Source organism: Vibrio sp. 397, assembly GCF_033339395.1.
GTDB classification, from domain to species: Bacteria; Pseudomonadota; Gammaproteobacteria; order Enterobacterales; family Vibrionaceae; genus Vibrio; species Vibrio alginolyticus.
In genome coordinates, this window is record NZ_JAWOUN010000010.1 from 54,920 (window position 1) to 76,526 (window position 21,607).

Below are 21,607 nucleotides of genomic sequence, written 5' to 3' on the forward strand. Positions count from 1 at the left end.
AAATCTCGCGCTTAGTTGACAGTGTTACAAAAATCTTCTTTCACTCCCGACCCACAAGCTTTAACATCTAGTTAACAACACTGTTCTAGAGACCTTTATAAAGGTTCACTGCTAAAGGAAGTCAATTATGCTGTCGATTTTCGATATATTTAAAATTGGTGTCGGGCCATCCAGCTCCCACACTAATGGTCCTATGCTTGCCGGATTCCATTTCACTCAGCTAGTTAGCGACTCTATGGCGAAAGTGCATCGGGTGCAAGTGGACCTTTATGGCTCATTGTCACTGACAGGTAGAGGGCACCATACAGACCGAGCCACGGTCCTTGGTTTGATGGGAAATAAACCTGATACCATCAAAATGAGCAGTGCCAAAAGTGCGCTACAAAATACCATAGACAATAATACGCTCATGCTCGCCGGTACACACCAGATTGAGTTTAGCTACGACCATGACATCGTCTTTCATAGCGACAACCTTCCCCTGCATGAAAATGGCATGACGATTACGGCATTAGACGCTGCTGGAGATCAAGTAGCGTTTGAAATTTATTACTCCATTGGGGGCGGATTCATCGCCACCGCCGACGAACTAGAGAACGGCACGCAACAAGATGAGGTCGCAGTACCATTTCCGTTTACATCCGCAGATGAGATGCTGGAAAAAGCCGAGACGAACGGTTTCAGCTTGGGAGGCATGATCCTCCAAAACGAACTCGCATTTCGCTCAGACGAAGAAATTAACCAAAGAGCAGAGCAAATTTGGAAAGTGATGTCGCTCTGCATGCAACGTGGCTTCGATACGGAAGGGATTTTGGAAGGTGGTCTAAATGTCACTCGTCGAGCACCAAACCTTTTGAAAAAGCTCGAAGCCAACGCTGCAGTTGAAAACGATCCTATGGAGATCATGGACTGGATCAATCTCTTCGCCTTTGCGGTTAGTGAAGAAAATGCAGCAGGAGGGCAAGTCGTCACTTCTCCAACGAATGGTGCAGCAGGGGTGATTCCGGCGGTATTGATGTACTACCATCGCTTCATCAAAGAGCTCGATGTTAAACAGCTAAAAGACTTTCTCGCAGTCGCCGGCGCTATCGGCATCTTATATAAAACTAACGCGTCAATTTCTGGTGCAGAAGTGGGGTGTCAGGGAGAAGTTGGGGTTTCTTCATCCATGGCTGCCGCTGGCTTAACAGCGCTAAGAGGGGGCAGTAACGAGCAGATTTGTATTGCTGCGGAAATTGCGATGGAGCATTCATTGGGTATGACTTGTGACCCGATTGGCGGCTTGGTTCAAGTACCTTGTATTGAAAGAAATGCCATGGGAGCAATGAAAGCGATTAATGCATCGCGTATGGCATTAAAGCGCACAAGTAAATGCTTAATTTCGTTAGATAAAGTAATCGAAACCATGTATCAGACTGGTAAAGATATGAATAAAAAATACCGTGAAACCTCTTTGGGGGGCTTAGCTGTCATTCATATGGCACCGCCATGCGAATAATGGCAAGTGGTCATTGCGCTTAGCTTCTCACCATACGCTTATCTGGTAACTATGATCTGATGATATTACATATAGAAATGCCGCGTTCTTCGCGGCATTTTCTTAACAAGAAACTATTCGATTAATCACGTCGACCACGAAGTTCAATTTTTTGAGTTGCAGCATCCGAATGGATTGTTACACCGCCATAGGCCATTTCATTGCGACCCTTCAGCGTCAATTGAGAATCTGCACGCTCTACGTCAACCTGATTTTTCGTTGCCATCGCCATATCAATCGTGCCCGTGTATGACCCATCGCCAGCAAATGCTACGTTTGTTGAGCAAACCATCAAAACAAGTGCGATTAGTTTTTTCATACATCACCTCTATTATCGTTCTTACTTTCTTTCGGTGGAAAAACTGTAACAACAGAAACGCGCTCATACGAGGAAAGCCATTATTTACCAAATGGAAATCCATGCTAATAAACTGATGTAACCAAGAATAACTTATCGTTACCTTCAATAAATCAGGGATAAGGCAGCAACTTAAATTGACCGAGCGTTGTCTTTTCTTAAGAAATTCAGCGATATGATTTGTCGACAAAAGCCAAGCGAGACAATGTATGAGCGTTAATCTGGATATTCAAAATATTTTGGTATTAAAACGGATGTATGAGTTACGTAACGTCCGGTTAGTCACAGAATCACTCGGTAAAACGTCAGGAGCAATCAGCAAAAATCTGACAAAGATGAAAACTCAGCTCAATGATCCGCTATTCGTTCAGACCAAAAATGGCTTTGAACCAACAGCTTTTGTGGAAGCGAACATTGCGCATTTTGAGCAAATAATCAACAGTATTGATTCCATCAAACCACAGCATTTTTCACCAGCTCATTTTGACGGCTCAATCACTATTTATGCCAACACATTGTTTTGGGAGTACTTCGGTGACAAGTTTTACTTGGAGTTACTAAAGCACGCTCCAGAAGCAAAATTCTCATGTTTGCGCTGGGGTAGCGAAGCAAAAAAACGATTAATTGACGGTGAAAACGCCATTGCGATTCATTACTTTGATGAAGATCTGCCACAGTCAATTGTTCAGACCGAACTGGGGCGAGGAAAAGCGGTATTTTTTGTTCGACAAGATCATCCCGCTCAAAACTCCCAAGAGCTAGAAGAATACCCTTTTATACTTTTTAAAACGCCGGGATGGAACGACTACCGATACCCTGTGTTGGAAAGGCTCAAACATATGGGTTTTAGAACCACACCTAAAGTGGAAATTGAGCACCCAGCGATGATTCAAAAAGTGCTTCTGCAAACGAATCATTTTGGCATAACGATGAGTGGACATGTTCCTAAGGGTTGCCGAAGTATCGCGCTTCCTGCTGGGCTAGAGCTTGATGTTCGCTACGTGATGAGCTGTCGTCGCTCTCAACAGCAAGCTCCGGTAAATCAGTGGTTATTAGATGTCATTAAGCATGTCGCTCAGTCCTAGACTGATGACTTGCTACTGCTAATAATAGCCAAACCACACATGCGCTCTACTCACTCGCTGAACGAACATTAAAGACTCTGTATTAACCATTGAGCAAAGGTGTTTACGTGTGATTTTTCGGATGCTCGAACCATCATATAATGTGCACCAGAACTTGGCATATTCCAATTTCCAGCCTGGACTAATACGCCCTGTTGCAGCTCATCCTCAACAAGAAAGTCTCTTACCAGCAACACGCCAAGTTGATTCATCGCAGCATGAATAGCAAGCAATGAGTGTTCAAACTCGGCGACGACTTTGCTCACCTTCCCTTGATAACCTTGGTGCGTAAGCCACTCTTGCCAAGATTCATGATAACCGCCAGTACAAATTTTAGGCGCTTTAGCTAATTGCAAGAGGTCATTTATCGGGTTTAAATGCATAAAGCCAGGGCTTGCGACAACGATCCAGTTTTCTTGGGTTAATCGTATGGCTTCTTGCTCTTGCCAATCTCCATCTCCGTTAATAATTTCGATATCCGCAATCGCACTGGCGCTTGGAACTGTATTAGCAGTAGTCGAGATTTTAAAGGAGATGTCTGGGAATTGTCGCTGAAAATCAGCCAATCTTGGCATTAACCACTGAGAGCAAAAGCTGTGAGCGACATGTAAGTTAACTTGCGTATTCTTGGGACGAGTAAATAAATGCTGCGTCGTGGTCGATAATGTTTGAAGCACATGATTAACCACAGGCCAGTATTCTTGTGCTGAGCAGGTCAGCGTAAGGTACGTGCCCTTGCGCTCGAATAACGTCGCATTGAGCTGTGACTCTAGCGATTTCACCTGTTGGCTTACGGCCGCACGAGTCACATTTAGCTCCTCTGCGGCTTTTGTAAAACTCTGTAGTCGCGCCGTGGCTTCAAAAGCTCGGAGCAAATTGAGCGGCGGTAAACTTTGCATATCATTCTCCCAAGCACTTGGCTGTCATGCTATGAACTGGTGATGACAAATTGATGAAGGAGCTGAGTTTACGTATGTTGAGCACATGTCAAAGCGTCCCGATATAACTATGTTTCTACACAACTACTGAGTTAGTTAAGCGGGATCAAAAAAGCCAGCGTGATACACGCTGGCTTTTGGAACTTTATCTTAAGCAGGAATTATTCTGCTTTCTCAGTGGTTTGGTATTCAAACGTAGGAACAACCACTTCAACACGACGGTTCATTTGACGACCTTGACGTGTCTCGTTGCTTGCCACTGGGTTAGCTTCACCCATGCCTTTCACTGTCATACGCTCAGCCGCAATACCTTTTGCTTGGAACTCGTCAGCAACGGCTTTCGCACGTTTTTCTGTGAGTTGCTTGTTGTAAGCAGCAGAACCTGTCGTATCGCTGTAACCCGTGATCTCAACTTGAGCTTGTGGGTAAGTATTCATCAAATCAACGGTACCAGAAAGGTTCGACGCGTCTTTCACTTCTGCACTTTCTAAGTCGAATTGTACTGTCGCTGTTGTTTGAGCAGGGTAAACGTGATCTACAATGCGTGTTGCAGGACGTGCTTCTACCACCTCTTCAACGGCTTTTTCTTGAACGACTGGCTCAGAACCAAACTTGTAGTTGAAACCGATACCGAAGAAATCTGAATCCATGTCTTCAATTACATCATCAGACATATCTTGGTAGCGTTGGTATTCAGCACGTAGGCTCCAGTTGTAGTTGATTTGGTATTCAGCACCCAGAGAGCCAGTTGGTACGAAATCTTTCTCGTCACCAGCCATCATGTATGCAGCACCAACTTTCGCGAATAGATTCCAAGAATCCGTTAGCGGTAGGTTAAATTTAGGAGCAAGCGTCAACGCCCAAAGATCACCATCAACGGTGTTTAGGCCAGGCTTTTTGAAGTTTGCAGTGAAGTCACCAAGGTAATCAACACCATACTCTGCTGCAACGTACTTGTTGAAGCTGTAGCCTAAGTGCATAGATGCTGCAAAACTGTCGTCGTCACAAGGTTCGTTTAGGTAACACGCATCGTTTAGAGAGTTGTAACCTACTTTACCGCCCATGTAAGTGTCAGCAAGTGCAACGTTTGAGATCACACCACCAGCAAGTACAGTAGCCACTGCTATAGCGATTTTTTTCATTATTCTTTTCCTTTTTCTTGTACACAAAGCAACACACCGCGGCAGCATACTGCCGTAAAATATGAAGCCGTAACTTTCTCTTTTCTTCGAATAGAAATAGCTAAATAGCGTAGGAAAGAATCAAAAATGATATTCAAACGCCAATGACGTAAAACGGAAAAAGGTAACCTCAAGACCATCTATTCATGAGCTTCATCCGCATACCCAACCGAAAAATAAAGTTCGTTGCGTTGGTTTAGCCATAGTCAATTCGTTGCGGAGAATATCACAAAGAAGCCAACTTTCTGTGACGCAAATCACCATAAAAAGCCACTTTCTCAAATTTAAGAATCATCATTTAAGCTTGTGAATGGCAACAAATTTTTACAGGGGAGCGTGGATATGGAGAGCACAAAAAAACAGCTCATTTAAAATGAGCTGTTTTCGAAATAATGAAAAAGCGTTAACTCGTCGCGCTAAATTTTATCCGCTACGGTTAACGTTGCAGCTAATACATCTTGTCCAAACAAGACACTACGCTCAGGAGACCAACCGTAAAGTGGATCTGGGTGATTGTTGTTATCTTTAAATGGCATTTCGATTGTGTAAGACAAGCATTTGAACTGCTCTGCAACCCAATTTGAACCCACAGTCAAATTCGCTTTACCAGGCTCATCTTTATCGTAACCAATCTCATCTTGGAACTCTGGCGTAATAGTCAATAACGCTTGCTTAAATGATGCCTCTAAAGCGGCAAGATTTTCATCGTAAGAAGGAATACCTTCTGAGCCAGCGACGAAGTTATACGGAATCGCTTCATCGCCATGGATATCTAAAAACATGTCAACACCCGTTTCCAGCATGCGCTGACGCACAAGGTAGACTTCTGGGCTCTTTTCCATTGATGGCGTTTGCCATTCACGATTTAGGTTTACACCTACTGCGTTGGTACGCAAGTGACCGCGAATACCACCGTCTGGGTTCATATTTGGTACGACGTAAAGCACCGCTTTTTCAAGCAATGCACGCGCAACCGTGTCGTTTTCATCTAACAGACGTTGGATCATACCTTCCATGAACCATTCCGCCATTGTCTCACCTGGGTGCTGACGTGCAATCATCCAGATTTTCTTTTTGCCTTCTTCTGGCTCACCGAAAGTAAGCAAGCTCATGTCATTGCCATCTAGCGTATGACCAAGCGTCTCTAGTTGGCAGTGGTGCGCGCTTTGTGCCATGTGTAACAAGTCTAAATGACGATCGTACGTGTATGGCGCAAAGTACGCGAAGTAAATTGAGCTGCGCTCAGGGATTACAGTGAAAGTCAGCGTGTCGCCATCGAACTCTGCCGGTAGTCGGAACCATTCTTCACGATCGTAAGACGCAACCACATCGTAACCTTGCCATCCTTCTGGATAAGCCGATTTAGCCAAATCAAGCAATTTGATGGTGTGTGATTGCTCGACTTCTGTCTCAAGACGGAAGTGGAACCACTGGTAGAATTCCGACATATTGTCGTTAGGAATTTTGAGTTGGATGTCGTTTTTGTCGTCCGCTTTCACTACGTGAATGCTGCCGCTATCGAAGTTGCTGAATACTTTCATTTTATGACTCACCTTTTAAATCTGAGCTTGAAAGACAGAGGCTAACACAAGGCCTCATCGCGCCCCAATGACTTTCACTGCAAACTGTCTCGTTTGTGGCTAAAGTCTTCAGTTTAGTCAAGCTTATCCGCTTTGCCTGCTGGTCCCGCGAGTTTTGCTAGCCACTTATCCCAGATAAACGGCGTTTTCTCGTTATCTTCTGCTTCCTCTTTTCGACGTACCGCGTTGCGTACCATCATTGCTCCCGTCCAACGGAATGGCTCTGGCGGGAAATGCCCCAACGGTCCTTTGGCTAAACCACTGTTCGTCCACTCGTTATCGATTCCCAATATCAATGAAGATAAGATCTTTCCGCCCATTCGAGTCTGCGCTACACCATTGCCTGAATAACCAAATCCGTAAAAGATATTGCTCTGTTTATCTAGCTCGCCGAAAAAAGGGAAACCAGTAGCAGAACGATCAGAGCCCCCCGTCCATGAATAAGCAAACTCCTCTCCTCTCAAATGAGGAAACAACTTATCGAACGACTTGCGCAGTAGACCTTGGTAGCGTGTTGGCTTGTTAAACATTGCGTCGACTTGGTTATTGAAAGAAAACTGATTGCCGCCTTTCCCCAACATCAAACGGCCATCTGGCGTATCTCGGTAATAGTGGACGAAGATACGTGAATCCAACACGCTAGAACCTGCCTGCCAACCAGATAGAGGTAGTGCGTCACCAAGCGGCTTGGTGATCACCATGTCGGAAGATACCACCACGATACTGTTTTTGAACTGTTTAAACTGCTCCACCATCCATGCATTTAATGCCAATACCACCTGCTGCGCTTGAATGTTTCCTTTAGGTGTACAGACAATGGCAGGTTTTCCATAATCTAGACGCGTCATCGGCGTTTTCTCATAAACTTCTACACCCAGATCAATAGCAACACGGCGTAACCCCCTCACTAATAATGCAGGTTGAACGCTGGCTGCAACTGGAGAGTGAAAGCCTTCTATATGTCGAGGTGAACCCGCATTGGCACGCAGTTCCTCCACCGAGCAACGACGCCAACTGTTCACTTCTAATCGCTTTAACTCGTCCACAACTGGCTGCATTCCCCCAGTTTGAGCCTGATTGGTTGCAGTGTAATAAACCCCTTTTAACGATAATTGCGCATCGATGTTGTGCTGCTGACAAAAGTCGTCAATCTCGAGCACTGCTTGTTCCGACTCTTTTACTAACCAAGCAGCATGTTCTTCACCGAATAACCGTTTCAATGTCGGGAACTTGGTAGACCAAGTCAACATACAACCGCCGTTTGCGCCCGATGCACCACTGCCACAAAGGCCTTTTTCAATCACGACTACCTTTTTTTCCGGAGATTGCTGCTTAATCATAATCGCGGTCCAAAGTCCGGTGTATCCGCCACCAACAATCGCAACGTCACTATTAATGTTCTGCTGTAACGGTTGTGGCGTTTCTGGTTGCTCAGCTTCAATTGCCTGCTTGAACCAATATGAATGATGTGTCATCGGGTATCCTCGTTAGTGCGTTACATCCATTTCCGCAAACACTTTACAAACGATGATGACAATCAACGAGCAAGAAAATCTAACGCTGAGCGATAGAAAATGTTGCACTGAGAGTGTGAAAATTTTCGCTTTCGACAAAAACAAAATGGGGAGCTCGTGGCTCCCCAAAACAAACAGCAAAAAATATTAGTGGTAAACAATTCAAGTCCGTCTTACTGGTTAGTATTTACCGGTATCACGCATGCGGTACTCGTATTGAACATTGAGAATAGGCTGGTAAACAACTTGCCCGTCACTTTGCAAGAACTCATTTACCATGACTTTTGAGTCAGTGATAGAAAACGATTGGCGATCAACATACGTTGTAAGGCTCGTAAACTCATCACGGAGTTGTCCAGATGATTTATTTTGGTAGCTTTGGATCATGTCTCGGCCCATTTCATAAGCCGCTTGTTTGCTATCCATTACGTCGCCATGGATAGTTTCGGTATCGTTTGTCCACTGATAACCACCAGCAAGAGCCATAGAAGGTGCAGCAATCAGAGCAATCGTACTTGCTAAAGTTGTTAAGCGTTTCATAAACCTCTCCTTACTTACCTTTACATCGGGCCAAAATTGGCTCGATACTTATAAGGTACGTATAAAGACCTAAAACACGTCAAAACAATTTCAAATAATGTTCAATTTTCGTTCAACTTATTTCACATTAACTTAGCAACTCAACGTCATATTCAGCCGACATTCGCATTTTCTTTCTTTTGAACAATGGGTTTCAACCTGACACTTCCTTACCAAACCATACAATACCTAAGGTCAATTTTCTCTTAGAATTCCAGCAAAAGAACAGTGTTCAAAACCTTACACAAACGTCGGACACAGCAAAAACCACCTCTTTTCAGTCGTGCTTTGCATCCCTCCTTTTCGGGTTCTTCGCTGCTCGTCCGTCGGTTCTTAATTGTCGCTATTGAGCACAAGTTAATCTGGAGTGAAAATGACCGCGAACAAATCCATTTTTTACCATAGCAAATCGATTTACTCAGATGATTATGCTGATGTCTACAAGCCAATTTGGACCTACAGAGCTAAGTTCATCTTACGTGCGCTTTATTACAAACGTGCGTTTAAGCACCTTTCAGACAATATTGAATCGTCATTGTTAGAGTTGCTTTGTACACGTACGCATCGATTTTTAGAGAAGCCGTTTCGTCCGTATATCATCAAAAACAACTCAGCGTTCGATCGTTCTAACTTGGTGGTTGATCACTATAAAACGATTTCAGAACTGTTTTCTAAACAAACAATCGAAGAAATCTACACAGACTCGAAAGGCCTAACATTAGCCTCTTTTGAAATTGACGAAATCCTGTACTCGGTGAGATTAGTATACGAAGCACGTTATCAAAAAGAAGGCGATATGAGCCTAGTGCTGCACAGCGCTGAAGATGGCAACTTCTACACGCTCTCTTTTACGCTCGGTCACATCGAATCTGGACGCAGCATTATGATTGGCGGCTTACAAGGACCGCGAAGCAGTGAAGAAAACAACGCGAAAATTAAAAAGCTAACTCGTAAGCTTTACGGACAGAGACCAAAAAGCTTGATGGTGAGCTTGCTCACTTTGCTCGCACAAATTTGGGAAGTGAACACGATTCTAGCAGTGAAAACGCAGTCCCATACTTACGCAGCTAAGCGCTACAGCAAAGGGCGAATCAAAACAGATTACGATGCACTCTGGCAAGAATTAGGCGGCACCGAATACAATCGTCATTTTTACTCAATTGATGTAAATGCACCCCGTCGAGATATCGAAGGCATGTCGCGCTCTAAGCGTTCGATGTATCGTCGCCGTTATGAATGGCTAGACAACACCAAGATCACTTTCGAACAAATATTAAAAGGCGAGCAAGCTAAAAGCTAAGGAGAAGCGTTCATGCGTTATTCATTCATTACTGCTTTAGTGTTGTCGGCTTTTTCTTTGTCAGCCAATGCAGAAACCAGTGAGCACATCATAGGTACAAACATTGGCTATGGCGATGTGAACTACGATGCTCCGACAAGCAAAGAATCAGGCGACATGTTCTTAGGTGAAATATATTACCGCTACATGCCAACACATAACTTTGGTATCGAAGCAGGTTATAAAGGCGCGTTTGACGGTATCGGCTCGATACTCGTGAGTCCGATTTCAGAAGTCACCGATACGAGCTTCTCCGGACCTCGCTTGAGTGGCTATGCTAGCTATCCTCTGGGTTCAGGTTTCGAACTGTACGGCAAGGCAGGTGTCACTCTCTACACTCTCGAATACACTTATAAAGTGAACGGTCAGAGCAAGAACATCGAACACTCAAGTGTCGGAGGTGAAGCGGCTGGCGGTATCGGCTGGAGCTATAAACACTTTGGTTTGAATGCAGAATATGTGTACTCAAAAAACAGCGATTTTGACTCTAGCGGCGTGATGTTTGGTGCGCAACTGCGTTTTTAAACAAGGCTTACAAGTTAATACAAAAGGCAGCGAGAGGCTCATTCGCTGCCTTTTTTCGTGAATATAGGTCAATACGCAAGCGCGAGAATGATCCCCGCCACGATAGAAGTAACGCCAAGCCCTCGGGTGAGATACCATTTCTCAGACAGAAACCAAATCCCCATAAACAATCCAAACACAATGCTGATTTGCCTTAGTGCTACGACCAAACTCACGTTGTCGGTCATGGTCATCGCAAACAGCACCAAGCCGTAGGTGGATGCCATCATTACCCCTGCCATGCTGGCTGTTTTGCGGATCTGCCACGCTGTCTTAATCTCATCTGGCTTGTCCGTAACTAAGCACCACACAAGGGCAGGAATACCAATTGCCCAAAACTGCACGCCCAAATAGAAGATTGCACTGTACTGATCATTCAAGATCTCTGATGCTTGTCCTGTGAGTAAACTCAGCGCTTCTTTATCAACCACGGAGTAACCCGTTGTGCCTATTGCGGCAATTAATGCCCAGAACACACCGACATTCAAATAAGAGCTCAGCGTCATCTGACGAAAGTTCGTCAGTGGTACCAGCATACAACCAAGGGTTATCAGCAAGAATCCAAGCCACTGCTGACTGGATAATTCATGCCCTAATGCCACACTGATTGCGCCGACCATCATCACAGGCAACGCCCGAGCAATTGGATAAACCACCCCCACGTCTGCGTGCTTATAAGCGACAATCAAACCGACTAGATAGACCATTTGTGAAATGCCGCTAATGAACAGCAATCCCCAAAACTCGCTCGGTAATGATGTCCAGCCAATGGTCGCCACATACCAAATCAAATAAGGGGTAAGAATGAAACATGCAGAGAAGCTGGCTGCTATAGTAAACGCGAGTCCAGAGCCTGAATTGCTTTTACCAAGGATATTCCAGCCCGCATGGAGAACAGCAGAAAAAACGACGAGACCAATCGCCAACAAATCCATTTCAATGTTCCTGTCTGAATAAAATAAAGGCCCCGAGATGGAGCCTTAGATGATGAGAAAATCCACTTAACGATTGAGTTCCGCCAGAGATTCAATGCTGATGGCATCGTGTCGCCAATACTCGATATCGCAATCAATCAACTCACCGTGCTGGTTATAGTTGATGCGCTCCACCACCATCGCGGGAGTGCCAGCTGTCGCGCGCAGTGCCTGAGCCATTTCACCCAACAAAGTGCTGGTTGAAATGCGGTAGCGAATCTTTTGATACGTCACGCCATAATGATCGCGGTAAATGTCCGTCAGTGAATTTGATAAATCGTAATCCAGCAGGTTCGGAAACAGCTCTGGACGAATGTAGTTTGTTACGAATACCACAGGTCTGTCTTCAAGGTATCGCACACGGTCGACTCGATACACATCCGAGAAAGGCTGCAAGTCCAGCAAGCGCGCGGCTTGTTTGTTTGCCAACGTTCCTTTTGCTGCAACCAACTCCGTTTTGGGCACACGATTTTGCGCTTTCGCCATGTTCGGGAAGTTTAGCGTTTGGGTTGGGTCGTAACGCAATGGCTCAGGTGAGATAAACCAGCCTCGACGATCTTCGCGATAGATTCGACCTTCCGCTTCTAGCAGTGATAAAGCTTCACGCAGAGTGACGCGTGTAGTATCGAACGACTCCGCCAACTTACGCTCTGCTGGCAGTTTTTGACGCGGCGATAGCATGCCCGCTTCAATCTGTTCAACAATCGAATCTTTAATTTTTACGTATTGCACGAAGTGTCCTTATCTTTTGCGCCAAGCTTGTGTGCGATTTTCTAACAATTTACCCAAAGTCATCTGAACAATCTTCGCAATCGCGGCAGCCATCATGATCATCACAGCCATCGCTGCTGCAGCGCCAGTTTGACCTGCATCGTCCATATTCAGAATCGAGACCGAAGCCGGAATCGTATCAGTTGAGTAAAGGAATACTACCGCAGAAGTGGTGGTCAATGCATTAACAAACAAGTAAGTCGCAATGTCCAAAATCGCAGGTAAACATACAGGTAATGTCACTTTAAAGAACAACTTGTATTGAGGAAGCTTCACCGATGCTGCTGTGGCTTCAATCTCCGATGGCAACTGCTTTAGCGCTGTCAGGGCGGTCATGTGACCCACTGTGTAGTAATGCACTACCGTGTTAATCACCAAGAACGCCATGGTGCCATAAAGCACATTCAGAGGATTATTCGCATCATTGAAGTAAAAGATGTAACCCAAGCCAAGCACCATACCCGGAACCGCCATTGGCACCACGCTAAGCATTTGCATCACCTGACGAATTGGACCAAACGCACGCCCTTTCTCAATGCAGTAAGCACCGACAAAGATAATGGCTGTACCAATAACCGCCGTCCAACCTGCAAGTGTTAGCGAGTTGAAGAATGGGCTCCAACCGTAGGTGCTCATTTCAGCAAAATTGTAGTTGTTTAGCGTCAGCGCTTTGTTCCAAGGCCAGAACGTAACTAACGAGCCATACACCGCCATGCCAAGCACAGCCAGCACTGCGATAGAAATGATGCTGCAGTAAACCAAACAGATGCTGTCGCGCGCTTTATTAGGTTCTGGCTGATAAGGCACCGAGCGAGTGTCGAATAAGCTCTTTTGTTTTTTCTGTACCCAGCGGTCTGCGCCAAACGCCATTACCGCAGGGAATAACAACATAATGCTAGTCACCGCACCCATGGCAAAGTTTTGCTGTCCCACGACTTGCTTGAAGATATCAGTCGCCAGAACGTTGTAGCTACCACCAATCACTTTCGGCACACCAAAGTCCGTGATAACTAGCGTAAAGACGACAATGAGCGTGCTGATCAAACCGTATTTCGCCGCAGGTAACGTCACCATAAAGAAAGTTTTGATGGGAGAGGTTTTAAGTGCACGAGCTGCTTCATACAAACGGGCATCTGAAGTACGCAGCGAAGTGGTCAAAATCATCAATGCATGAGGAAAGGTCCAGAAGATCAAACCCATCGAGATACCAATCACGCCATAAATCGAGTTTCCTAACAGCATCTCTTTAGCAATGCCTTGATTGCCGAAAAGGAAGATCAAACTGATCGCCGGCAACAACGAAGGCGCAAGGATCGGCGCAGTACCTAGAATTTGAAACAAACCTTTAAACGGCATGCATGAACGAGTCAGCGCGTAGGCATAACCAAACGCAAGCACACCGACTACCGAGGTCACAATCACGCCCAAAGTGAAGGTATTACCCACCGACACCCACAAGCTTGAAGAAGAAAAGTACGTCGCAAAGTTTGCCAGACCGACAAATTCGCCATTGGCATTTTGCACACTCTTGGTCAACATTGCCCAAAGCGGCATTAAGATGAACAGCACCATCATGGTCGACAAACCAGCGAGCAAACCGAACAACACAAGGTTGTCGCGGCTAACACGTCCGAGTAAGGATTTTGCTTTGTCTTGTGTGGTCAGGCTATTCATCGTCATTGTCTTCGCATTCATGTTTACACCTACGCCGCTAGCGCTTTATCAACCGAGGGCACGGCGTAACCATGCAGCCCTTCTTCAGCAAACTGGATGTAACGTACATCGCCCGCCTTGATATTGAGTTTTTGAACCGTTTCCACAGGCACATCCACGACGATGGTTTTCGTTGAGCTGTCGTTTTGCAATACGCAATCAATGCGGAAAAACGCCCCCAAAAACTCAGTTGCCGTAACTCGCACTGGTAAAGAGTTGGTGTAGTTTTCAACGAACTTGATGCTTTCAGGACGCACCGCAAGGTCGAAGCGGTCACCACGTTGGATCTTACGATTGGTCAAGCTTGGCGCTGGCATTAGGGTTTCCGCAATGCGCACTTGGGAGTCCGTAGCTACTGAGGTTTCAATAAAGTTCATGCTGCCGACAAACTCAGCGACAAAGCGCGTTGCTGGTTGTTGGTAGATCTCTTGAGGTGTGCCGACTTGCTCAATCACGCCATGGTTCATTACCACGATGCGATCCGCCATCGACAGCGCTTCGTCCTGATCGTGCGTAACCATGATGGTGGTGATGCCCAGCTTGCGTTGCAGCTTACAAATCTCGTCACGTAAGTGAACACGTACTTTTGCATCCAGCGCTGACAGCGGCTCATCAAGTAGCAGTAGACCCGGAGACAACGCTAATGCGCGAGCGAGTGCTACACGCTGCTGTTGACCACCAGAAAGTTGGTTAGGGAATTTCTCGCCAGAGGTTGGAAGACCAATGGTTTCTAACCAGTAATCTACTTTCTCTAGCGCTTCTTTGGTCGACATACCTTGGTTCTTCAAACCCACTGCAATATTCTCTTGCACAGTTAGGTTCGGAAACAAAGCATAAGATTGGAATACGATGCCGAAATCGCGCTTCTCTGGTGGTAGGAATGTGGTCTCTTGACCGTTTTGAAAAATCGCACCAGACGTTGGCAAGTCTAAACCTGCAATGGCACGTAGCAGAGTGGTTTTACCGCAGCCAGAAGGACCAAGAAAACAAACGAACTCGCCCTTTTCAATCGCTAGCGAGATTTTCTTTAATGCAGTGAACTGTCCGAATTGCTTCACTACATTTTCGATATTTAGGTAATGTTGGTTAGTTGACATAACACACGCTCCAAATGGTATATACCAACTTTAGTTTTGGAGTGTTACGTTCCAATGACAAATTTATAGCCAGAAGATGACAAATAGATGAAGGGCGATGAGGTTTGTTCAAGTGGTAATTAGAGATTCCCGACTCGCTCCTTCGTCACTCTCGAGAATGACGTGGTAAGTGTGGATCAAAAATTCTGAATCACACTCATTGCCTAGAATTACGAACTTTGACTTTCGCGCCATAAGCTTAAGATCGTCATTCCGGACGAGCTTAAGCGAGCCATCCGGAATCTCTTACAAGCACTATATTCTGAGATTTCCGACTCGCTCCTTCGTCGTTCTCGAGAATGACGTGGTGAGTGCGGATAGAAAATCCCAACTTTCTTAAGTCCGTCATTCCAGCGAACCTAGGTGAGACTAGGAATCTACTTTCAGCAAACTTTGAAATAACAGAGAAAACAAAAAATCCACCTCAACCGAGGTGGATTTCAGCATTCAACTCAAAGCAAATTCAATTAAGACTTTGGCTCTGATTTCGCGTCAAACTTCTCAGACCATGCCGCTAGGATCTCTGCACGCTTACTGCCCATTTGCGCGAAGTCCATCTTCGCCATGTTCTCTTGAACATTCGGGAAGTTAGATACTGTCGCTTTCACTTCTTTATGTGCAACCACTGGGTACATTTCTACGTAAAGCTCGTTTGCCGCTTTAGAGATTGACCAGTCGACAACACGTTTCGCTGCATCAGACTCTTTTACTAGACCAACGGCTTCTGATTCCCAGCCGATGCCTTTTGGTGTGATCACCGCTAGTGGTGCACCTTGTGTTTTCAGCTTCGCACCGCGGCTAGCCATCGAGATACCGATAGCCACTTCACCCATGCCCGCTTGAACACATGGCTTAGAACCCGAGTGCGTGTAGTGTGCAATGTTCTTATCTAGGTCACGCATGTAGTTCCATGCTTGATCTTCACCCATGTTTTGTAGCCAAGCAGAAACCTGCATGTAGCCAGTGCCTGAAGAAGCTGGGTTCGGCATTGCAATGTGACCTTTGTAAACCGGTTTCGTTAGGTCTTCCCAAGACGTTGGTTTCGGTAGGTTAAGTTGTTTCGCTACCGCTTCGTTGAAACAAACTGCGTTAAAGAATGCATCGTTACCGAACCAAGCTTGGTTTGATTGAGGGTCGTTTAGGTTCGCGTGCAGCTCTTCCAAACCTTTTGGTGTGTAAGGCTTAATAAGACCTTCATCTTTAAGCAGTGCCATTGACGAGCCAGCAAGACCCCAAACCACTTCCGCTTGAGGGTTGTTCTTTTCTGCCAGCAATTTCGCCGTCATGATACCGGTCGAATCGCGAACCCACTTAATCTTTATATCTGGGTTATCTTTCTCAAACGCAGACTTGTATTTCGCAAGAATGTCAGTTTCGAAAGCGGTGTAAACCGTGACTTCCTGTGCTGCCATTGCATTCGTAGCTAGCAGAGAGACAAGTGCAGCCAGCGATCCTTTCATCAAACGGTTTTTCATCATTTTCTCCAGTTAATTTAGCTAAGTTTTCATTTGGTCTGTACCAGTTGACGATATACACCCTACTGAGCCTTTGTGACGAATTCATGACCATTAAATGGCAGTTTTACGAAAATTTGCGATGAATAATCGTTCAATTGATCCGCCATTTTCTGGATATTAAAGTTTTATGAAATTGGAGATTCGCCTATTTACTGCCCTTTTCTTCCTCGCTAGAGTGAACTCGAAATTTGGTGTAGACCAACTGGCTTATTCTGATGGAAATCGAGATGAAAAACGAATACCTACTACTGACTCCAGGTCCTCTATCTACTTCTGAAACAGTACGCGAAGCCATGCTGAAAGACTGGTGTACTTGGGATGATGAATACAACAAAGACATTGTAGAAGTGATCCGCACTAAGCTTGTAAAACTGGCGACGGAGCAAGACGGCTACACCAGCGTACTAATGCAAGGTAGTGGCACCGCATCAGTAGAAGCGACGATTGGCAGCGCCATTGGCAAAGATGGAAAGCTGCTAGTTGTCGACAACGGTGCTTACGGTGCACGTATCGCTCAGATCGCTGATTACCTAAATATTCCATGCCATGTAGTTTCCCCAGGCGAAACATCACAGCCACACTTGAACGAGGTGGAAACTGCATTGGCATCGGATCCTACAATCACACACGTGGCGATTGTTCATTGCGAGACAACCACTGGCATGCTCAACCCAATTGAGGCATTTGCTTCTGCGGCAAAAGCACACGGTAAAGTCGTGATTCTCGATGCCATGTCGAGCTTTGGTGGCATTCCTATCGATATCGCAGAGCTAGGCATCGATTTTATGATCAGCTCAGCGAACAAATGTATCCAAGGTGTACCGGGTTTTGGCTTTGTGATTGCAAAACAAACAGAGCTCGAAAAGTGCCAAGGTCAGGCACGTTCTTTGAGCCTTGATCTTTACGACCAGTGGCACTGCATGGAAGTGAACCACGGCAAATGGCGTTTCACGTCTCCAACGCACACGGTTCGCGCTTTCTATCAAGCCTTGTTAGAGCTGGAACAAGAGGGCGGCATTGAAGCGCGTCATAACCGTTACCAAACTAACCAGAAAACGCTGGTTGCAGGTATGCGTTCTCTGGGTTTCGAACCACTACTGAGTGATGACCTTCACTCGCCAATCATCACTTCTTTCTACTCTCCGACGCACAGTGATTACCAGTTCAAAGCGTTCTACATACGTTTGAAAGAACAGGGCTTCGTGATCTATCCGGGTAAGGTATCGAACGCAGATTGCTTCCGTATCGGCAACATTGGCGAAGTTTACCCAGCTGATATCGAGCGCTTAATCGGTGCAATTGAAAAAGCAATGTACTGGCAAGTTGCGTAAAGCAGCCTTCTGATTGAGAGAGCGTTATGACTCAGAATATCAAACCGACCCATTTCCGTAGCGAAGGCGATGTCAACACGACACCAGCGCGCCAAGCTTGGAACGCATCGATGGACGACGAGCGCACGCAAGCATTACTGAAGCGTGATTCGGAGGTCTTTCTTCATCAAGCCATGTCAACGCCTTGCTTAGATACCTTGGAAGCGGCAGAAGGCATCTACATCCAAGATGCTACCGGCAAAAAGTACATGGACTTCCATGGCAATAACGTCCATCAGCTGGGCTATGGTCATCCGCATGTGATTAAACGCGTGCAAGAACAAATTGCCAAACTGCCGTTTTCACCACGTCGTTTTACCAACGAGACCGCGATTGAATGTGCTGAAAAACTCACCCAAATCTGTGGCGGTGAATTGAACCGCGTGCTGTTTGCGCCGGGAGGCACATCTGCGGTTGGCATGGCACTTAAACTAGCGCGCCACATCACGGGTAACTACAAGGTGGTGTCGTTGTGGGACTCCTTCCACGGCGCATCATTGGATGCCATCTCAGTAGGTGGCGAAGCGTGTTTCAGCCAAGGCATGGGACCATTAATGGCAGGCGTTGAGCGCATTCCACCAGCGGTGTCTTACCGTGGCGCTTTCCCGGTCGTGGACGGCAGCGACGTGCATTACGCCGACTACCTTGAATACGTGATTGAGAAAGAAGGCAGCGTGGGTGCGTTTATCGCAGAAGCGGTTCGCAACACCGATGTTCAAGTGCCAAGTAAAGCCTACTGGAAACGCATCCGCGAAATCTGTGACAAACACAATGTCATGCTGATCATCGACGACATCCCTAACGGCATGGGTCGCAGCGGTGAATGGTTTACCTACCAAGCCTACGACATCGAGCCAGATATGCTCTGTATCGGTAAAGGCTTGGGCGGAGGCTTAGTGCCTATCGCAGCCATGGTAACCAAAGACAAATACAACACTGCCGAGCAAATCTCCATGGGTCATTACACTCATGAGAAAAGCCCTATCGGTTGTGCTGCAGCACTAGCAACCATGGAAGCCATTGAACAAGACGGCTTACTAGATAAAGCCAAAGCCGACAGCCAGTTCATGCGTGAAAAGCTGCTAGAGATGAAAGCCAAGTACCCTGTGATTGGCGATGTTCGTGGCATCGGCATGTTGTGGGGCATTGAACTGGTCACCGACCACGAGAGCAAAGCACGCGCGTATGACGAAGCGGAAGCTGTGTTGTACCAATGCCTCAACAATGGCGTGAGCTTCAAGGTATCGCAAGGTAACGTGATTCAACTCAGCCCACCGCTGATCATCACTCGCGAACAACTGACAGAAGCGTTGGCAATTTTCGAAGAAGCCATCGCCAAAGTGTGCAAAGACTTTAACTACTTTTAGGGTCGACTGACCTCAACAAAAACCAATTTATCCAGAGCGCGGTTCCAATGTGTAGGCAGCGCTCTGGCAAGCAAGAAAAAGGATTGAACATGAGCAACTCACCAATTCAAGCAGTGATCTTTGACTGGGCTGGCACTATCGTCGATTTCGGCTCTTTTGCACCGACCAGTATCTTTGTGGAAGCGTTCAAACAAGGCTTTGATTTCGATATCGACCTTGAAGAAGCGCGCGAACCAATGGGACTTGGTAAGTGGGACCACATCCAAGCAGTGGGTCGCATCCCTGCGGTTGATAAGCGTTGGAATGAGAAGTTTGGTCGCTCAATGACCAGTGAAGACATCGATGCTATCTACGCAGCATTTATGCCTCTGCAAAAAGCAAAAGTGGCGGACCATGCAGACCCAATCCTTAATGCGATTGAAGTTGTGAACGGTCTGAAAGACAAAGGCATCAAGATCGGTTCTTGTTCTGGTTACCCCCGCGAAGTGATGGATGTGCTGATTCCTGTGGCTGCGGATTACGGCTACAAACCGGATTACGTAGTAGCAACGGATGACCTGTCGCAAGGTGGTCGCCCAGCACCATTTATGGCACTGAAAAACGTGATTGAGCTGAATGTTACCGACGTTAATGCGTGTATCAAAGTGGATGACGCCGCACCGGGCATCGATGAAGGTCACAACGCAGGTATGTGGACCGTTGGTTTGCTGCTTTCTGGTAACGAAGCAGGTCTAACTTTTGAAGAATACCAAGCCGCGGACGAAGCAACGCTTGATGCCGCTCGTGAAAAAGCGCGTGCAAAACTGCTCAAGAGCTCGCCGCATTACCTTATCGATACGATCGCTGACTTCCCAGAAGTGGTTGCAGATATCGAACGTCGCCTAGCGGCAGGTGAGCGTCCTTAGTCGACAATCACTATTCTCACGCATAAAAAAACCTCTCAGCATCGAGAGGTTTTTTGTATCGCGTTTTGTCGCTAACCAAATCAAATTAGTTGATCGCAGTACTTGCTCGGCGTTTTAGCTTAAAGCCCATGTCCGTTGCATATTCTACAGGCTCACCTTTAATGGCTTGCAGTAACTTGTCTGCGGCTTTCGTCCCCATACGTTCGTAATCGAATTCCGCACAGGTCAAACTTGGGTAGGCGTGCTCACCCATGGAAGAGCCTTCCAAACAGATAATCGCAATGTCGGTCGGGACTTTCAGCACTCGGCGGTGACACTCAAACAACGCGCCAATCGCAATCTCTTCATGGCTACATACCAGAGCATTCAAACTTGAATCGCGCAGCAATAACTTTGCCAACCCTTCCGCACCTAATTGTGAAGATGGCGCTTCGTGGGTGGTTAAGAAATGGTCCGGTGCAAGGTAGTTCTCAATCATCGCGCTTTGCCAGCCGTGTAGCTTACGTTGCAAAGTGGAGTGATCCCCACGCGCACCAATGAAGCCAACGTTCTTGAAGCCTTGTTCAATCACATGCTTGGTACAGGCTTTACCCACCTCAAAATGGTCAACACCGATATTGAGATAGCTCGCTTTCGAACTTAACTCAGCAATTTCCAATACTGGCGTATTCGAGGCTTCCAAAAGCTGATTGGTTCGCTGGCTGTGTTCATTACCAAACAACACCACTCCGGCTGGACGGCTCTCAAGAAATGTCGAAAGCAGTTTCTCTTCTTGTTCTACCGAGTAGTCGCTGTAGCCAAGCAGTAACTGATAACCCGCCTTGTTCAACGCTTGTTGAAAGCTCGGTAAGAAAAGCGCGCACGCTTTTTCAAATAGGGAAGGAATGATAAGAGCGATGGAGTAGCTTTCAGCAGACGCCAAAGCCCCTGCCGCTTTATTCGGGATATAGCCGAGCTCATCAACCACTTGTTGAATCTTTTCTCTCAGCTTGTCAGATACTAGCTCAGGCGTTCGTAATGCTCTCGACACCGTCATGGTGCCTACGCCGGCTTTTTTAGCGACGTCCGCCAAGGTGACATTGCCAGTACTTCTTCGTTTGCGAGGTTCGCTCATTGTTCTTATTTAGTGTTCTCTATTTT

At 46.3% G+C, this 21,607-nt stretch carries 19 protein-coding genes; 7 read left to right on the forward strand and 12 right to left on the reverse strand.

The window, feature by feature from the left end; translation table 11 throughout:
• Window positions 1-127: 127 nt before the first annotated feature.
• Window positions 128-1,498, forward strand: a complete 1,371-nt coding sequence (locus R7P36_RS16720) for an L-serine ammonia-lyase (protein WP_017819764.1) — start codon at window positions 128-130, stop codon at window positions 1,496-1,498.
• A gap of 121 nt (window positions 1,499-1,619) precedes the next feature.
• On the opposite strand, the gene R7P36_RS16725 is transcribed toward R7P36_RS16720, so the two are convergent.
• On the reverse strand, window positions 1,620-1,856 hold the full coding sequence (locus R7P36_RS16725) for a hypothetical protein (RefSeq protein WP_171342659.1): 237 nt from the start codon (window positions 1,854-1,856) through the stop codon (window positions 1,620-1,622).
• 248 nt (window positions 1,857-2,104) lie between these two features.
• Between R7P36_RS16725 and R7P36_RS16730 the strand changes: the two genes are divergently transcribed.
• Window positions 2,105-2,980, forward strand: a complete 876-nt coding sequence (locus R7P36_RS16730; protein ID WP_318122229.1) for a LysR family transcriptional regulator — start codon at window positions 2,105-2,107, stop codon at window positions 2,978-2,980.
• A gap of 68 nt (window positions 2,981-3,048) precedes the next feature.
• Here the strand turns inward: R7P36_RS16730 and R7P36_RS16735 are convergent, their stop codons facing one another.
• The 5 genes from R7P36_RS16735 to R7P36_RS16755 all read right to left on the reverse strand — a co-directional run bounded on the left by R7P36_RS16735 (window position 3,049) and on the right by R7P36_RS16755 (window position 8,772).
• Window positions 3,049-3,918 carry a LysR substrate-binding domain-containing protein gene (locus tag R7P36_RS16735; RefSeq protein ID WP_318122230.1) on the reverse strand — a complete coding sequence of 290 codons (870 nt, stop codon included), beginning with the start codon at window positions 3,916-3,918 and terminating at the stop codon, window positions 3,049-3,051.
• A gap of 200 nt (window positions 3,919-4,118) precedes the next feature.
• On the reverse strand, window positions 4,119-5,099 hold the full coding sequence (locus R7P36_RS16740) for an OmpA family protein (protein ID WP_171342660.1): 981 nt from the start codon (window positions 5,097-5,099) through the stop codon (window positions 4,119-4,121).
• Window positions 5,100-5,554: 455 nt separating this feature from the next.
• Window positions 5,555-6,679: a carboxypeptidase family protein gene (locus tag R7P36_RS16745; protein ID WP_170893074.1), complete on the reverse strand. Its 1,125-nt coding sequence runs from the start codon at window positions 6,677-6,679 to the stop codon at window positions 5,555-5,557.
• Between the two features lie 113 nt (window positions 6,680-6,792).
• A complete protein-coding gene (locus tag R7P36_RS16750; protein ID WP_318122232.1) occupies window positions 6,793-8,193 on the reverse strand; it encodes an FAD-dependent oxidoreductase in 1,401 nt (466 codons plus the stop codon).
• A gap of 219 nt (window positions 8,194-8,412) precedes the next feature.
• Window positions 8,413-8,772 carry a DUF3316 domain-containing protein gene (locus tag R7P36_RS16755; protein ID WP_017819758.1) on the reverse strand — a complete coding sequence of 120 codons (360 nt, stop codon included), beginning with the start codon at window positions 8,770-8,772 and terminating at the stop codon, window positions 8,413-8,415.
• Window positions 8,773-9,184: 412 nt separating this feature from the next.
• Between R7P36_RS16755 and R7P36_RS16760 the strand changes: the two genes are divergently transcribed.
• Together R7P36_RS16760 and R7P36_RS16765 are read left to right on the forward strand one after the other, a co-directional pair.
• Window positions 9,185-10,111: a VirK/YbjX family protein gene (locus tag R7P36_RS16760; RefSeq protein ID WP_005384371.1), complete on the forward strand. Its 927-nt coding sequence runs from the start codon at window positions 9,185-9,187 to the stop codon at window positions 10,109-10,111.
• A gap of 12 nt (window positions 10,112-10,123) precedes the next feature.
• Entirely contained in the window at window positions 10,124-10,675 is a 552-nt protein-coding gene (locus tag R7P36_RS16765; protein ID WP_005374044.1) for an outer membrane beta-barrel protein, read from the forward strand.
• A 68-nt stretch (window positions 10,676-10,743) separates the two neighbouring features.
• Here R7P36_RS16765 and R7P36_RS16770 read toward each other — a convergent pair whose 3' ends face one another.
• From R7P36_RS16770 to R7P36_RS16790, 5 genes are all read right to left on the reverse strand, one after another.
• The gene (locus R7P36_RS16770) at window positions 10,744-11,649 is read right to left on the reverse strand and encodes an EamA family transporter (RefSeq protein ID WP_149192178.1); all 906 of its coding nucleotides are present in this window, start codon (window positions 11,647-11,649) and stop codon (window positions 10,744-10,746) included.
• A 66-nt stretch (window positions 11,650-11,715) separates the two neighbouring features.
• The gene (gene phnR / locus R7P36_RS16775; RefSeq protein ID WP_005442366.1) at window positions 11,716-12,420 is read right to left on the reverse strand and encodes a phosphonate utilization transcriptional regulator PhnR; all 705 of its coding nucleotides are present in this window, start codon (window positions 12,418-12,420) and stop codon (window positions 11,716-11,718) included.
• 9 nt (window positions 12,421-12,429) lie between these two features.
• Window positions 12,430-14,154, reverse strand: a complete 1,725-nt coding sequence (locus R7P36_RS16780) for a putative 2-aminoethylphosphonate ABC transporter permease subunit (protein ID WP_171342662.1) — start codon at window positions 14,152-14,154, stop codon at window positions 12,430-12,432.
• Between the two features lie 8 nt (window positions 14,155-14,162).
• Complete coding sequence (locus R7P36_RS16785) at window positions 14,163-15,269, reverse strand: putative 2-aminoethylphosphonate ABC transporter ATP-binding protein (protein WP_005432488.1); 1,107 nt, start codon at window positions 15,267-15,269, stop codon at window positions 14,163-14,165.
• Between the two features lie 506 nt (window positions 15,270-15,775).
• Entirely contained in the window at window positions 15,776-16,786 is a 1,011-nt protein-coding gene (locus tag R7P36_RS16790; RefSeq protein WP_213899745.1) for a putative 2-aminoethylphosphonate ABC transporter substrate-binding protein, read from the reverse strand.
• Window positions 16,787-17,052: 266 nt separating this feature from the next.
• On the opposite strand from R7P36_RS16790, the gene phnW reads away from it, so the two are divergent.
• From phnW to phnX, 3 genes are all read left to right on the forward strand, one after another.
• Entirely contained in the window at window positions 17,053-18,156 is a 1,104-nt protein-coding gene (phnW, locus tag R7P36_RS16795) for a 2-aminoethylphosphonate--pyruvate transaminase (RefSeq protein WP_213899746.1), read from the forward strand.
• 26 nt (window positions 18,157-18,182) lie between these two features.
• Window positions 18,183-19,562 carry an aspartate aminotransferase family protein gene (locus tag R7P36_RS16800; RefSeq protein WP_213899747.1) on the forward strand — a complete coding sequence of 460 codons (1,380 nt, stop codon included), beginning with the start codon at window positions 18,183-18,185 and terminating at the stop codon, window positions 19,560-19,562.
• An 89-nt stretch (window positions 19,563-19,651) separates the two neighbouring features.
• The gene (gene phnX, locus R7P36_RS16805) at window positions 19,652-20,467 is read left to right on the forward strand and encodes a phosphonoacetaldehyde hydrolase (RefSeq protein ID WP_213899748.1); all 816 of its coding nucleotides are present in this window, start codon (window positions 19,652-19,654) and stop codon (window positions 20,465-20,467) included.
• An 85-nt stretch (window positions 20,468-20,552) separates the two neighbouring features.
• On the opposite strand, the gene R7P36_RS16810 is transcribed toward phnX, so the two are convergent.
• Entirely contained in the window at window positions 20,553-21,581 is a 1,029-nt protein-coding gene (locus R7P36_RS16810) for a LacI family DNA-binding transcriptional regulator (RefSeq protein ID WP_213899749.1), read from the reverse strand.
• Window positions 21,582-21,607 lie beyond the last annotated feature (26 nt).